This window comes from Gardnerella piotii (assembly GCF_049815665.1).
GTDB lineage: Bacteria > Actinomycetota > Actinomycetes > Actinomycetales > Bifidobacteriaceae > Bifidobacterium > Bifidobacterium piotii.
This window is the reverse complement of sequence record NZ_CP187450.1, coordinates 272,888-287,504: the sequence shown is the minus strand read 5'-3', so window position 1 is coordinate 287,504 and position 14,617 is coordinate 272,888. Positions and strand designations below refer to the sequence as shown.

At 46.1% G+C, this 14,617-nt stretch carries 11 protein-coding genes and 1 pseudogene; all 12 read right to left on the bottom strand.

What is annotated here, in order from left to right; translation table 11 throughout:
* Window positions 1–55: 55 nt before the first annotated feature.
* The 12 genes and pseudogenes from pstS to ACPEIW_RS01125 all read right to left on the bottom strand — a co-directional run bounded on the left by pstS (window position 56) and on the right by ACPEIW_RS01125 (window position 14,617).
* Window positions 56–1,267: a phosphate ABC transporter substrate-binding protein PstS gene (pstS, locus tag ACPEIW_RS01180; RefSeq protein ID WP_425664362.1), complete on the bottom strand. Its 1,212-nt coding sequence runs from the start codon at window positions 1,265–1,267 to the stop codon at window positions 56–58.
* A 273-nt stretch (window positions 1,268–1,540) separates the two neighbouring features.
* A complete protein-coding gene (mtnN, locus tag ACPEIW_RS01175; RefSeq protein ID WP_425663917.1) occupies window positions 1,541–2,242 on the bottom strand; it encodes a 5'-methylthioadenosine/S-adenosylhomocysteine nucleosidase in 702 nt (233 codons plus the stop codon).
* A gap of 8 nt (window positions 2,243–2,250) precedes the next feature.
* Window positions 2,251–2,730, bottom strand: coding sequence for a hypothetical protein (locus tag ACPEIW_RS01170; protein ID WP_425663915.1), 480 nt, complete (start codon window positions 2,728–2,730; stop codon window positions 2,251–2,253).
* Window positions 2,731–3,170: 440 nt separating this feature from the next.
* Window positions 3,171–4,355 (bottom strand): annotated as a pseudogene (locus ACPEIW_RS01165) (3-deoxy-7-phosphoheptulonate synthase).
* A 280-nt stretch (window positions 4,356–4,635) separates the two neighbouring features.
* Window positions 4,636–5,970, bottom strand: a complete 1,335-nt coding sequence (locus ACPEIW_RS01160) for a C1 family peptidase (protein WP_425663913.1) — start codon at window positions 5,968–5,970, stop codon at window positions 4,636–4,638.
* A gap of 129 nt (window positions 5,971–6,099) precedes the next feature.
* Window positions 6,100–7,491, bottom strand: a complete 1,392-nt coding sequence (locus ACPEIW_RS01155; RefSeq protein WP_425663911.1) for a cell division protein — start codon at window positions 7,489–7,491, stop codon at window positions 6,100–6,102.
* A gap of 106 nt (window positions 7,492–7,597) precedes the next feature.
* A complete protein-coding gene (locus tag ACPEIW_RS01150) occupies window positions 7,598–8,281 on the bottom strand; it encodes a pyroglutamyl-peptidase I (RefSeq protein ID WP_016636472.1) in 684 nt (227 codons plus the stop codon).
* 32 nt (window positions 8,282–8,313) lie between these two features.
* Window positions 8,314–9,279 (bottom strand): polyphenol oxidase family protein, encoded by a 966-nt coding sequence (locus ACPEIW_RS01145; RefSeq protein WP_425663909.1) that lies wholly within the window; start codon window positions 9,277–9,279, stop codon window positions 8,314–8,316.
* A gap of 66 nt (window positions 9,280–9,345) precedes the next feature.
* A complete protein-coding gene (locus ACPEIW_RS01140) occupies window positions 9,346–10,209 on the bottom strand; it encodes an aldo/keto reductase (protein WP_032836051.1) in 864 nt (287 codons plus the stop codon).
* 138 nt (window positions 10,210–10,347) lie between these two features.
* Window positions 10,348–13,098: a polyribonucleotide nucleotidyltransferase gene (locus ACPEIW_RS01135; protein ID WP_425663907.1), complete on the bottom strand. Its 2,751-nt coding sequence runs from the start codon at window positions 13,096–13,098 to the stop codon at window positions 10,348–10,350.
* 472 nt (window positions 13,099–13,570) lie between these two features.
* Entirely contained in the window at window positions 13,571–13,840 is a 270-nt protein-coding gene (rpsO, locus tag ACPEIW_RS01130) for a 30S ribosomal protein S15 (RefSeq protein WP_004131651.1), read from the bottom strand.
* A gap of 120 nt (window positions 13,841–13,960) precedes the next feature.
* Window positions 13,961–14,617 (bottom strand): hypothetical protein, encoded by a 657-nt coding sequence (locus ACPEIW_RS01125; RefSeq protein WP_032815353.1) that lies wholly within the window; start codon window positions 14,615–14,617, stop codon window positions 13,961–13,963.

The following is a 14,617-nucleotide window of genomic DNA, read 5'->3' as shown; positions in this document are numbered from 1 at the left end:
AATGCTATCAGCAGCAATATATTGACTACTCTAAAATCTTTGCAAAATGCTATTTTTACTTGCCAATCGACTGAATTGACTGAATCGACTTGTTAATCCTGCCCATAAGCTTTTCTGGCAAAGGCGCAGTTCCAGCAGCACCTTGAGCCGCAGCCTGGCCATCTTTGCTAACAACGTACGAAAGCCACGACTTTGCAAATCGCGCAGTCGCAGCATCTTTGTACGCATTGCACACAATATCGTAAGAAACTAGCACAATCGGATAAGCGCCTTTTTCTTCTGTTTTGTGGTTTATTTTAACAACAACGCGGTGCTTTGATTTTGCTGCAGCATCTTCGTCAACCTTTGAATCGTTAACGGTTATAGAACCACCTTCTGGGCTAATCTGGTTGTAAGAATCTCCCACTTTTACTGCAACAGTTCCAAGCTTTCCAACTTGCGAGAAGTCCGCGTATCCAATCGCTCCGTCTGCCATGCGAATTGTGGAAACAACGCCAGACGTGCCTTTTGCGCCCTGGCCTACGCTATTTGGCCAATTTTCGCTAAGATCGTACGCCCAATCGCTTGGAGCAACGTCTTTTATGTAGCTTAAGAAGTTCTGCGTTGTGCCAGACTTATCGGACCTGTGAACAACTGTAATCGGCTTATCTGGTAGCTTTAGCTTTGGATTTTGCGTTTTAATCGCATCATCATTCCAACGCGTAATCTTGCCATCGAAGATTTTTGCGATTGTAGAAGCGTCCATATTTATGTGTTTTCCAGCATCCGAAACGCCTTTTAGATTAAAGATTACTGCGATTGGAGAAACGTATACTGGAACGTCGAAAGCTGTAGTGCCATTAGCGCAAACCGACTTAGACTTTTCAACTTCGTCGTCGCTTAGCGATTTATCGGATCCAGCCCAAGCTGTGGCTCCCGTCATAAATGTTGTAACTCCTGCGCCTGAGCCAGTTGGATTATAGGCGATTTTTGCGCCAGGATTTTTAGATTGGAATCCTGCAATCCACGCTTCTACAGCAACCTGCTGAGAAGATGCACCAGATCCTTGGAAGTTTCCTACGATTTTTGCGGAAGAATTTGTGGACGGTTGCGAACTGCTTGCAGGAATATTGTCGCCGCAAGCCGCAAAGCTTACTAAAGTTGCGGACGCTAACAATCCTGCTGCAATCGCGCGCATATTCCACTTTGTGTTAGATTTTATTGATCGATTTTCTACTGTATTATTTTCTACTGCATTTTTTACTGCATTTTTACGCATATTCTTCATTCCTTTCAAGAAGAATTGCCATTATGCCAGCCAATCTGCGTTTCTCGTATAACCTACCGCAAATTTTCCTCTTAAATTAATTAAACTAATGTTCAAAACTGGCATCTTTTATTTCTTATTACCTTTTTCTTCTATTAACGATGCCAATCTTAAGAGGGGGGTAAAAACCTTGCCGCCAAAATCTGATTGAGCTTAGAAAATGGCGGCATTTAGCACTACTCGCCTTTTGATTGACGATGCAACGCGTCGGCGACCACATCGGCGTGTTGAATTCTACAAATTTCTAGCAATATTTACCGTCATTTTTGCAGCTGTATCCGCGTATTCGGATATGTCGAAAGTGTGAAACTCCTCGTATTTTGTGTCTGCATTGTCGCTCATTGCGCGCACAACTAACGCTGGAACGTCGTTTCTTGCAGCAACGTGAAGAATCGCAGCGCCTTCCATTTCTACAGCATCCGCTTGAGTCGCCTCAATTACTTCCGCCACTTTTTCGGGCGTGTCTACAAAATATCCACCAGAGGCAATTGTTCCCAAAATGTGATTAATGCCCATCTTTGTTAAAACACTGTCTGCAGTTTTAAGAAGATAATCGTCTGAATGGTACTCGTTTGTAAACGGTTTCCACTGACTAATCATGCGCATGTCGGTGTCTAAATATCTTAATGTTTTTCCAAGAACAACATCATTCGTATGCAAATTTTTATTGAGATTTCCCGCAATTCCCGAAAAGATTACAGCCTGCGGCTTATACGCGTCAATTAAATACTGTGCGGTTGCAGCGGCATTTACAAGTCCCATTCCGCCAACTGTTGCAGCAACTTCGATTTTTCCGCCATCTTCGCATTCAAGCACGCCGCAAGATACGTCTAAGCTGGCCGCCTTATCGTGCTTAACATTGCTAAGCGAGGCAGCAATGTGCGCAACTTCTTCTTCCATAGCGCCAATAATGGCAATTTTTGTAAACTTAGGCATTCGTTAAATCATCCTTTAATCTTGTGCATTGAATTGCGTCTAATCAAAAATACGCTTACACAACACATAATAACAAAAGACGCGGTTGCGATTTTTAGCAAAGAGCTACACGTGAATTCAAACCAAGGATTTGTAGCGGGAACATTCAAAAACTCCATGATTTGATTTTGAAGCGCAATAAATCCAAAGAAAGACGCTATTAGCAAAACGCAAATTATAGAGCCAACAACAAGACGCCATCCGCGCACAAAAACGCAAAGTACAATCAGCGTAATAAACGGAACAATAACGCTAAACCATAATGCAGAACACGTAACAACAGTGTAGCCTTTGCTGTGAGTGCCGCGATACCACGCAAACGCCAGAAGAAACGCACCAGCAAGCAGAAGCGCAAAAATCGCGTATCGCGCAATTGGCAGAGCGCGGCTTAAAGCGCCATCTTTATCTTTAGGAAGACTGTTGCGATTGGTGGCTGGCGATTCGCACATTTTGCACTCCTTTGTTCAAAAATGCTGACTATTTGAGGATTTATTGTAATTGTTTACAACTAAAAAAACCACGGCGTGTCGCAATATAATCGCACTACATAGACTCATATAAATTACGCCAAGTGCGGTAGAGATTCGAGATTTTTCGCCCTGAATGAGATGAACCTCAGCATCTTTGATGGTGATTCATCGAATGAAGAAGAAAAATCGAGAATCTCGGTGATGAAAGATACGAAAAAGTTCTAGATATCCAGAAGGTTTGATGTATTTCTCTACGAGCAATAAATAGCGCCATACTGAGGCCTTGGAATATTAACGTTCATAAGACCCCCGTAAAGGAGCGCGTCACTTGCGAGGAGAGAAATACTCAAACCTCGCGCAACGTTAAATAGGAAATAGCGCAACACCAAACAAGGAATCGCACAACATTCTAGGCAAAATCAAGACTTAAGTCGTCGAGAAGAAACAGACTGAGCAAGAGTGTTAAGTAAGCGCTCGGTATCTTCCCAAGAAATTCATCGATCTGTAATAGACTTTCCGTACTCAAGCTCGCTCAAAGGCGCAGGATCTTGGTTTCCGCCTTGCAAGAAGCTTTCCATCATAACGCCTTTAATGCCTTTTTCGCCGTGCGCAAAACGATCCGCAATATCTTGCACGACTTGAATCTGGCGATTCTCATCTTTGCCAGAGTTTCCGTGCGAGCAGTCGATTACAACGCCATTAGACGCTACGCAATTCGCTCCAAGCCTCAATCGAACAGAGGCAACGGCAGCTGCAACAGAAGATGCATCGTAGTTTGGACCCTTGCTAGAGCCGCGCAAAACAACATGGCAATCAGGGTTTCCAAGCGTTTGTACAGCGCAAGCGCGTCCAAGATGATCAATTCCAAAGAAAGTGTGATGCTGGCTAGCAGCTAGGCAGCCATTGACGGCGGCTGTAACAGAGCCATCCGTAGCGTTCTTAAATCCGACTGGCATAGAAAGACCACTAGCAAGCTGGCGATGAATCTGCGATTCCGTGTTGCGCGCGCCAATCGCCCCCCAGCTAACCGCATCCGCAATAAACTGCGGGCTAGTCGGCTCCAAAAACTCGGTTGCCGCAGCCAAACCAGCGTCTAGAACACCAAGAAGCGTGCGGCGTGCCAAAAGCAAACCCTTGTGAATATCGTGCGTGCCGTCAATATCTGGGTCGTTAATCAAGCCCTTCCAACCAACTGTTGTGCGCGGCTTTTCAAAGTAAACGCGCATAACAATCAAAAGCTCGCCTTCGAGCTTTGCGCGCAAATCAGCCAAACGAGACGCGTAGTCAAGAGCCGCAGCGGGGTCGTGAACCGAGCAAGGCCCAACGATTACAAGCAAGCGATCGTCATCTCCGTTAAGGCATCCGCGAATCTCATCGCGTGACTCGGCAACAATATCTTGCGCATACGGAGAAAGCGGCAACTCGCCAAGAACTTGAGCAGGAGTGGGAAGCGGCTCCAACTCCAACACGCGACGGTTGATTATGCGATCTACGCCAACCTGGTCTTCCCAGCGCTCGAATTTAGACGAATCAAGCGGATTCATGCCGTTTTCAACAGCTTGCTTGACTGCGCTTGAAATACGCTGATCAGGCGTAGATTCCATTTGTCACCATCCTATAGAATAAGCTGCGCTAAATGTGGAAGCGTTTGACGTAATTACAAAAACACTACAAGTTTATGTAGTCGCTACGATTTACCTTTGCGCTTTGACTGAGCTTGAAATTGCATAACGCATTTCAAGCTCCTTCAAAGCGTGATTTGGCTCAAATGTAAAGTCCAGTGGACTTTACATGCCAAATCAGCCGAACGGCTACTAATAGCCGTGAGGAATAGCGTAGCGCGAAAAGCGCTTTGGCTTAGCTTAAGCGCCCAATGCGCTTAAGCTAGGCCAAAGCGCCCATTGGGTCCCACGCCGGCAAAACAATTGCTGGTTCTTCCAGTGCTTTCTTATATTCCTCTGGCAAAAGAGCCTTAGGCACAGCAACCTCGTACACGTACTCAGTGAACCAATCGTCACTCATCGTAAAGTAACCCTTGTCCGCAATATCCGCGCCCCAAGAGTTCTCCACGCGCCAGCGGCGAGTAGTCGTGCCGTCATCCGCAACATCAACTCCAGCAAACGCCATTGCATGATTCATAGCCGAATCAGCAAAACGCACGCGCTGCTCCTTGTTCAAGTCAAAATCAACACCATAAACGCGATCGTACTCAAACAAATCCGTAGCCCACGCGCCATTATCGCGGTCCATCATAGGGTGGCAATCTGCACCAAACCAAACTGGAATACCCTGCTCAACAAGAATCTTACGCACGCAATCCTTCATAAACTGGTTTGGCACATTCAAATATTCCGTAGCATCTCCGCCAGCAACATTGCCCAAGTGCTCAATCGCAATCTTCTTGCCCTTTGGATGCTCCGCACGCGGATCGTCCACCAAGCAAACGTAGTCTTCCAAACCAGCAGTAACGTACTTCTTCCAAAACTCAACTGGCGTAATTTCGCCATCACGATGGAACTTTCCGTCCTCGTCTGTCCACTCCCAATCGAAGCTCTTTGGTGGCTCACCCAAGTGAATTGTAAGAATCCTATGACCTGCAGCCATAGTCGTCTCAATAATATTGTCAATATCTGCAGCGTTAGCATACATATGAGCCACAGCTGTGTGCAAGAGCTTTTTAAGCTGAGTATTCATATCTCCAGTGTCTTTAGAAGACTCTGTTTCTGGGTACAAATCCTTAGGAACAGCACCATATTTCTTGTAGATGTTCATAGCCATGGTCCACTGGCCGCCGTCGCCCATAACGTCACTGAGCAAATGCTGCAGCAAACGCGAATCAGAAGGCTCGCCAGAGCGAACAAGAGCCGCAACGTCATTTAAGAAGTAGTTGATTCGCTCAAGTTTATCGAAGTACATTGCGTAGTTCTGCGAGAACTCAAAATCCTTAACTTTAAGCGATTTTTTAGCAACAAATCGCGCAACATTCAAAGAGCTAAATAGCCAGCAGCGACCAGAATGATCTTGATGCCTTGCATCGCCATTATCCACAACCGTTGAGAATCGGCGCTGCAGCAGACGAGCGCGGTCGTAGTTTCGCGCCACTTTATCGATTCCTGCAGCCGTAACGCCGTTCATTGCCAAACGATTCAATGGATTTGCGTCAAAATCGTCACGCAAACCTTGCAAAGCTTCGGCACTTAATTCACAGATCTCAGTCACTGTATAACCTTTCTTGTTTTTCTTGTTTTATGTTTATTTTTTATAGTTTATTTTAGCTTTTTTCGCAAATCTTGCGGCTTGCTTGCGACTTTTCCGCGCAAATCACGCAACACAAATCACGCCAGAAGCTCACGACTCCTGCGCAATTGCCTCTTCCACTTGAGCCTGAGCATCTTTTCTAGCCTGCTTTTGAGCATCCGCATCTCTACGCTCCGAAGCATCATCACCTGCAGAATCGCCAGAATTGCCCTGCTTGCCAGATGCATCTCCAAAGTCAAATCCCGAGAATGCGTTTGCAAAAAGCGACCTAAGCTCAGTAACGCGCTGCGTGATTTGCGCTTCCCTATGCTGCAACTGCGTTAAGCGCGCCGTCATGCCGTCCAACTCCTTTTGAGCTGCCGCCCTGCGCTCTTCCACTTGAGCCGTAGCATCTTGCATAGCTTTGCGAACGATTTGCGCAGCTTGAGCATCCGCATCCTTATGCGCTTGAGCAGCATAATCATCCGCATCTTGATGCACTGTTTTCGCTCTCGCAATAAGCGCATCCGCCTCTTCTTGCGCAGCACGCTCGCGCTCTTTTAGACCAGAAATAAGCTCGTTCACCTTTTTTGTGGCCTCTTCTTGCTGAGCGGCAATATCGTTTCTAATTTGCTCAACTTCTGCACTAACTTGGCTAAGAGTACGCGTGCGCTCAACTTGCGCTTCATCTGCAATCTCTTGGGCCTTTGCAGCTGCAGCATCCGTGATTTCTCCAGCCTTGCGCTGAGCATCCGCCATCATCTTTGTTGCGCGCTCTTGCATATCTGCAAGCTTCTTGTTCGCTTCTGCTAAAGCCGACTCAATTTGATCATTCGTTTCTGCTTTAGCATGTGCGATTTCCGCGTTTGCAGCCGACCTTTGTTCCGCGATTTTTTGCGCTGCATCCGCCTTTAGCTGTGCAATTGCACGTTCTTGCTCGGATTTTTCGGATGCCATTCGCTTCGTGTGCTCTTCACGCGCATTGTTGATTTCTAGCGTTGCAGCATCTTTTTGTGCATTAACATCTTTACTCGTTGTTTCGCGCAAACGCTCTGAATCCTCTTTCGCAGCGCTTGTCATCTGATTTGCCTTATTGCTTGCCGTAGAAAGCAGCGTATCTGCCTTAGTTTGCGCTTCTTGAAGCAAATGTTCCGCGTCTAATTTTGCATTATTCAGTAAAGTTCCTGCCTGAGCTTGAGCCGTCTTTTTAATAGACGCAGCGTCTTGCTTTGCGCGCTCAATCAATTGCGCACTCGTTTGTTCTGCCGAAGCAAGTAATTGTTGCGCATTTGCGCCCAAAGATGCAAAAGTATTACCGCTTTTTGCGCGTTTTACATTATTTTTTTCTTCTTGCAATTGTGCCTGCAATTGCAAAATTGACTCGTCACTAGATCGCACTTGTTCACGCAACCGCGATATTGTGCGCTCATAGTTGGTAAAGGCTTCGTTGACTTTATCTTTGTCGTACCCTCGCAAAGCAGTTGGGAAACGATCTGTCACCATGTTTATTCCTTTCACAAACCCCCGCACGACTCTACTTATCGTGCACACTCCATCAGCAATAACGCTATCACTTTAGTTGCTAAAACACTCGAGCGTGTCGCGCGAATTACTTGAGCAATATTCCCGAAGACGAAGGTTTCATATAGTAATTTACAGCTTCGCAAATTATGCTTTTTCCAGCTTTTATTTGCGCGTCCAATGGCAATCCGTGGCGTGCATCATGCAACGCAACCACTGGCGGAAAACTTACAAACCCTGCAATTATGCGCTTTTTAGAATTATTCGACGCCCAATCTAGCAATCTATAAAACAGCGAATTGCAAACGTATGTTCCTGCATCCGAGCTTAGTGTAGACGCAATCCCACTATGAGCAAAATCGTTTAGAATCATTCTTAGCGGCAGCCTAGTCCAGTACGCAGCAGGCCCATTTTCAACGATTTGCACGCTTTGAGGAGTGTGGTTATCTACGTCTGGCTTATTCGCATCCATTATGTTTGTAGCGCATCGTTCTAGTTGCACTCCACGAGCCGCGTGTTTTACGCCTGTTGCAATCACAATATCCGCGTCTTGCGCATTAATCGTTTCTAAAAGATGCGGCCAAGCGTTTGCAAAGCTGATTGGCAACATTACAGACGTAATTTTTACGCTAACATCTTCTGGAAGATTAAAATCCGATGCTAAATCGCCATTTTTGGCGTGTTCAAGCGCCAGTGGCACTTCGTGCGATGGATTTATTTCTAAATCCTCGTATGGCCCAAACCCAGAAATCACTACGTTAATTTGATTCATAACAATAGCTTTCTACGCAATAGCTTTGCTTTTTACTTGTCTTTAACTACAAGTGCAAGCAATCGTCCTTCGTGAGATTTTCCTGCAAGACCAGCGCGTCTGTGAGAATACCATAATGGATTTTCCAGCGTACACATTGGGTTTTGCAACGCCTTAAGGCGACTTTCCAGCGCTTCGCCTTCGCCGTCTACCTTACAAATTGTTTGCAACTCTTCGTCTTTAGCCAAATATTGCGTGGCAGCAGTAACGCGCGGCAAAGCGTCAACAATATTTGCAACTCCTGCAAGCGCTAAATCAATGCGAGCAGCTTCTGCAATATCAATTCCAAGTCCACCAAAACGCGTTTGCGTTACAGTTTGTGGGTATCGGCGTTCAAAGTCGCGCGCGATTTCTTCGCCAACTTCATAGCAATCACCACAAATGCATGGCCCCAAAACAGCTGTTATATTCGAGCGTTCGGCTCCCTTTTCGCACATTGCTTCAATAACAGAATCAAGCACGCCAGCCATTAAGCCTTTTCTGCCACAATGTGCTGCAGCAATTACGCCAGATTCACTATCTGCAAGTAAAACTGGCAAGCAATCTGCAGCAAACATTCCTAAAGCAAGCGAGCAAGCAGTTGAAACTTGCGCGTCTGCTTCGATTCTAGCGTGTGAATCTGCAAAACCTGTAGCATCAAAACCGTACGGAGTGTTCCACGAATCAACTATTGAATCTGCATCAAATACGCTATTTCCGTGAACTTGGCTAACAAGACACAAGTCAGATTTAAGTGCGCGTTGCAAAGCACAACGGTTGCTAAACACAGATTTAGCATCGTCGCCAGCTTTGCCTCCTAAATTAAGCGAAGCAAACGCACCTTCGGAAATTCCACCTAATCGCGTTGTAAAAACGGCATGAGCGCGTGCGCACAGTGGCACTGGAATCGTCACTGGAATTGGCAAGCCGTCTTCATCTTCGTGTGCAAGTGGCATTCCTGCTACGCTAGTTTCTTGCATATTATTCGCTTTCGTTTTGTCTTATTCGTTTTGTCTTATTTGATGTAAAAGTTAATCAAAATTAAGTTAACCCAAATAAGCTAATTCTTCGTCGCTTAATTGCAAATCTGCAGCCTTTAAGCTATCTAAAATCGTAGCTGGCCTATGCGCGCCTGGAATAACAAAAACATTGCTGCCCTTGGCAAGCTCCCAAGCCAAAACAACCTGCTGATAGCTAACGTTGTGATCATTTGCCACTTTGCGGAATGGGTCAAAAAGATGCTCGTCGTACGGGTGACGGAACCCTCCAAGCGGACTCCAGCAAACAAACGCAATTCCAAGCTTCTTGCAATATTGCAATGTGTCTTCGTTTTCTAAATGCACTGGCGAATACTGATTTTGAACAGCAACAAGCTTTTCTCCCAAAATCCCACGCGCAATGTCAATCTGCTCAACAGATGCGTTAGAAATGCCGATTTCTCGCGCAACTCCCTCATCAAGCAGCTGTTGCATTGCTTCAATCGACTCGTTGTATGGAACTTCTGGATCTGGCCTGTGGAAGTAAAGCAAATCAATCGTATCTACGCCAAGAGCCATTGCCGACTCTTTAGCGTGCGCAATCAAATGCTCTGGCTTTCCATCTTTACCCCACGTTGGCTTGCCATCTGTAAAGTTGCGGAAGTGGCCGACTTTTGTTGCAACAAGAATCGAGGACTTGTCTCCATTCCAGCTATCCAACGCCTCGCGCACAAGCTTTTCGCCAGTTTGCTCCTCACCGCCCGAGCAATAATACGCCCATGCCGTATCTATATGCGTGCATCCAGCGTTTAGAGCAGCGTGGATTGTTTCAATGCCCATACTGTGCCCAAGATTGTTTTCAATCGTTAATGGCATCTCACCAAAGCCAATAGCTGTAGTGTTAAACGATCCTATAGTACGATTCATGGCCATTTTGCTCCTGTTCAAATGTTTCAAAAAATGTTTCAAAATGCCCCCAAGCGCAAAAGCAACTTGAAGGCATTTAGATTTTTTATTTTATATGACTAGGCGCTTATGCGCTTGTATCTTTATCTTGCGATTATCTTGCGATTAATCCTCATCAAATGGGTCAAAATCGCGGCGGATTCTGCGGCGAGGGCGTTCTGCGCGCTCCTCGCGAGCAGCACGGTACTCATCGTAGTGGTCGTCGTCTGCAGCGTAGCGCAAATTGCGGTCGCTCACTCTGCGATCCGATCCGCGACGAGGGCGCTCTGCGCGGTCGTCGGAACGATCGGAACGCTCTGCGCGCTCACTTGCACTATCATCTCGCTCGTCGTATCGGTCGTCGCGAGGAGCGCGGCGGCGAGGGCGATCTTCATAATCGTTGTTATCATAGCGATCGCTTCTGCGATCATCTCTTCTAGAAGAGCGCTCATCGTAGCGGCTTGAACGATCCGAACGATTTTCCCTATCGTCATAACGCGAATCGCGATCATCGCGAACGCTACGGCGGCGAGGACGATCATCTCTGTCTCCACGATCATCCCTATCGTCGCGCGGAGCACGCCTACGGTCACTTCTGCGATCATCCCTATCTTCACGATCTTCGCGAGATCCACGACCACGATTTTCACGAGGCGCTGGCGCCGAAGACTCTTGATTCTCAAAACCTGGAATTGCCAAAGAAATCTTGCCGCGCTCGTCTACGCTTTGCACGATTACTTCTACGGTATCTCCCTCTTTAAGCACATCTTCAACAGTGTCGATGCGCTCACCGTTAGCAAGATTACGAATCTGGGAAATATGCAACAGGCCGTCGCTTCCAGGAGTCAAGTTTACGAAAGCACCAAAGCTCGTAGTCTTAACAACCTTGCCAGTAAAAGTCTCTCCAGCCTTTGGAATACGTGGATTTGCAATAGAATCAATGATTTCCTTAGCTTTTTGAGCAGCTTCGCCACCTTCGGAAGAGATGTACACAGTACCGTCATCTTCAATAGCAATCTCGGCACCAGTTTCTTCTTGAATCTGGTTAATCATCTTGCCCTTAGGGCCAATCACTTCGCCAATCTTATCTACAGGAATCGTAGTTGTAATAATGCGTGGAGCAAATGGGCTCATCTCTGCTGGGCAATCAATGCACTCGTTAATCACTTCAAGAATCGTAGTGCGCGCCTCGTGAGCCTGCTGCAAAGCAGCAGCTAAAATGTCTGCTGGAATGCCATCAAGCTTAGTATCAAGCTGCAAAGCAGTAATAAATTCAGACGTACCAGCAACCTTAAAGTCCATATCTCCAAACGCATCTTCTGCGCCAAGAATATCGGTCAAAGTCTTAAAGATGTGCTTGCCATCAACGTCTCCCGAAACCAAGCCCATAGCAATGCCAGCAACTGGAGCCTTCAAAGGAACGCCAGCAGCGAGCAAGGAAAGCGTAGACGCGCACACAGAGCCCATAGATGTAGAGCCGTTGGAACCAATAGCTTCCGATACTTGACGAATAGCATATGGGAACTCTTCGCGACTTGGCAAAACTGGCACCAAAGCCTTCTCTGCCAAAGCACCATGACCAATCTCGCGGCGCTTTGGAGAACCAACGCGACCCGTTTCGCCAGTGGAGTATGGAGGCATCTCGTAGTTGTGCATGTAGCGCTTGGTTTGTGGGCCAGAAAGCGCATCCACTTGCTGCTCCATCTTAAGCATGTTCAAAGTAGTTACGCCCAAAATCTGGGTTTCGCCGCGCTGGAAGAGCGCAGAACCGTGAACGCGAGGAACAATATCAACTTCTGCACTAAGCGTACGAATATCGCGCAAGCCGCGGCCGTCAATACGGTAATCTTCCGTCAAAATACGACGACGAACAATCTGGCGCTGCAACTCCTTGAACGCATTGCCGAGTTCCTTTTCTTTCTCGGCTTCGTCCATATCAGTGAACTCTTGCGCAATCGCCTCGCGCACGCCTTCTTTAATCTCCGCAATGCGGTCTTGGCGTGGAAGCTTTTCTGCAATAGAAAGAGCCTCGTTCAAATCAGCATGAGCAATCTCATCGATTCTTGCATAAAGCTCATCCGTATACTCTGGGAACAGCTGGAATTCCTTGGTTTCCTTAGACGCAATTCGCTTCAACTCATTTTGCGCTTCGCAAATAACCTTAATGAACGGCTTTGCGGCTTCTAAGCCTCCAGCTACAACTTCCTCATCTGGCTTAATTTGACCCTCATTATAAATCAAATTCCAAGCATTCTTACCAGCGCCAGCTTCGATCATTGCAATCGCAACATCGCCATTTTCAATAACGCGACCAGCAACAACAATCTCAAATACAGCACGCTCACGCTCACTCCAACGAGGGAATGCAACCCACTGGCCATCAATCAAAGCCAAACGCACACCAGAAACTGGGCCTTCAAATGGCAAACCAGAAATCATAGTAGAAGCAGATGCAGCGTTCAAAGCAATAACGTCGTAAGCATCATCTGGATTAATTGCCAAAATCGTTTCTACAACTTGCACTTCGTTACGCAAAGTGTGTGGGAAAAGTGGGCGCAATGGGCGGTCAATAATACGGCACGCAAGCGTTGCCTCATTTGACGGGCGGCCTTCTCTGCGGAAGAAAGATCCTGGAATCTTACCAGCAGCGTACATTTTTTCTTCCACATCAACAGTCAGTGGGAAGAAGTCGTAGTTTTCTTTTGGACTAGATCCTGCAGTCGTCGTCGACAAAATCATGGAATCGTCATCCAAGTATGCGGCAACAGCACCATCCGCCTGCTGAGCGAGGCGACCTGTTTCAAAACGCAGCGTGCGCTTTCCAAATGAACCATTATCAATAACGGCTTCTACAGCCTTAATTTCGGGACCCTCCACGGGTTCCTCCTTTTCTTAACTTACCTAATCAACCAACATGCGTCGTCATTGGCAGACTCGCTTTTTTGTTACCTTTGCCTAACATCCGCGCGAATCTTTGCAAAATGCATAACCAACATTTCGTAGTTTTTTGTTTCGGTTACTTCAATCATCCATATTCAATTATGTTTTATTCTTCAGTTATAAATCCTGCAAACTTAAGAACTTGCTAAAACTAAATCGCTTAAATCTTAAATCACTTAAATCTTAATCGTTTAACCTTAAATCAATTATTCTTAAATTATTTAGCTTAGAATCTAAATCGTTAATCCTAAATCTTCAAACTTAAATCTTCAAACCTCAAATTCAGCCATTTAATCAAGCTTTTTAATTCTACTTCAAACACACTAAATTCACTAGAATTGCATAAACAATACGCATAAATACAGATGCATAAATACAAAAGCCCGAGCTTATGCTCGGGCAAAAAGACTTATCGACGCAATCCGAGTCGATCAATCAAAGAACGATAGCGATTAATGTCTACGCGCTTCAAGTAATCAAGAAGACGACGACGGTCACCAATCATGAGCATCATACCACGACGAGAGTGGTGATCATGCTTGTGCTCCTTCAAGTGATCGGTAAGGTCGGAGATGCGCTTGCTGAGCAAAGCAACCTGAACCTCTGGGGAACCCGTGTCACCCTCGTGCGTTGCGTATTCGTTGATAATGTTCTTCTTATCTTCAGCCGTTAATGCCACGGCGTCCTCCTTATGTAGTTACTGCGCGGTGCCGCATCCTTTAATACAGCGCTTGCAAATCCGCGGGCGTTACACGCCGAGTTTCAATGTTACAACTATGCCCAAACAAGCTTATAAAGCCTACATAGCAGTCATGAATCCACCAAAAATCACAACAAGAATCGCAAGAACTTCAATAGCGTAAAACATTATTAACGAAGCCCAGCTGCGAGTCAAAACGTTTAATCGCGATTTTTTAGGAACCGTTACAAGCAATCCAACAAATAAAATCGCATAAACAGCAACGCCAAATCCAGCAGAGATTATTCCAAGATTTGCTGCATTTGCAAGCCCACTTGCTGGTCCGTAAACTACGTATGTTGAATACCAAAAACTTAAGCGCAATAAGCATAATCCGCTAATAAATTGTTCAATCGCTAGAAAAACAACAAACAAAAATCGCCAAAGCCATCTACCAGACTCAATTAGCGCCATTGCTAAAACTGTAGCAGTTGCAACTGTTGTAACCCAAGCAATAAACACAACTCCCTGTGCAGATAATCCAGAAAAATTCTTAACAACCCAAGCAGTATGCTGAACTGCCAAAGTTCTACCCGCCCAATAAGGAACAACAACTGCTACAAGAAGAATCGCAAAATAAAGCACCCAGCGCTTAGGATTTGAGTGGCGTTTGGAGATATCTGCTATAGACAGCTCCGACTCCAATTCGCCAGGCGACTCAAGGGGTTCATCTGCGTTAGCATTAGCAGCATTAGCGTTTGCTTTACACTGAGCCAT

Bases quoted from the DNA above. Each gene is read 5' to 3' on its own strand.
- pstS (WP_425664362.1), bottom strand. From the start codon at position 1,267: ATGAAGAATATGCGTAAAAATGCAGTAAAAAATGCAGTAGAAAATAAT.
- ACPEIW_RS01150 (WP_016636472.1), bottom strand. From the start codon at position 8,281: ATGAATCAAATTAACGTAGTGATTTCTGGGTTTGGGCCATACGAGGAT.
- ACPEIW_RS01125 (WP_032815353.1), bottom strand. From the start codon at position 14,617: ATGGCTCAGTGTAAAGCAAACGCTAATGCTGCTAATGCTAACGCAGAT.
- ACPEIW_RS01155 (WP_425663911.1), bottom strand. From the start codon at position 7,491: ATGGTGACAGATCGTTTCCCAACTGCTTTGCGAGGGTACGACAAAGAT.
- ACPEIW_RS01145 (WP_425663909.1), bottom strand. From the start codon at position 9,279: ATGCAAGAAACTAGCGTAGCAGGAATGCCACTTGCACACGAAGATGAA.
- mtnN (WP_425663917.1), bottom strand. From the start codon at position 2,242: ATGCCTAAGTTTACAAAAATTGCCATTATTGGCGCTATGGAAGAAGAA.
- ACPEIW_RS01170 (WP_425663915.1), bottom strand. From the start codon at position 2,730: ATGTGCGAATCGCCAGCCACCAATCGCAACAGTCTTCCTAAAGATAAA.
- ACPEIW_RS01140 (WP_032836051.1), bottom strand. From the start codon at position 10,209: ATGGCCATGAATCGTACTATAGGATCGTTTAACACTACAGCTATTGGC.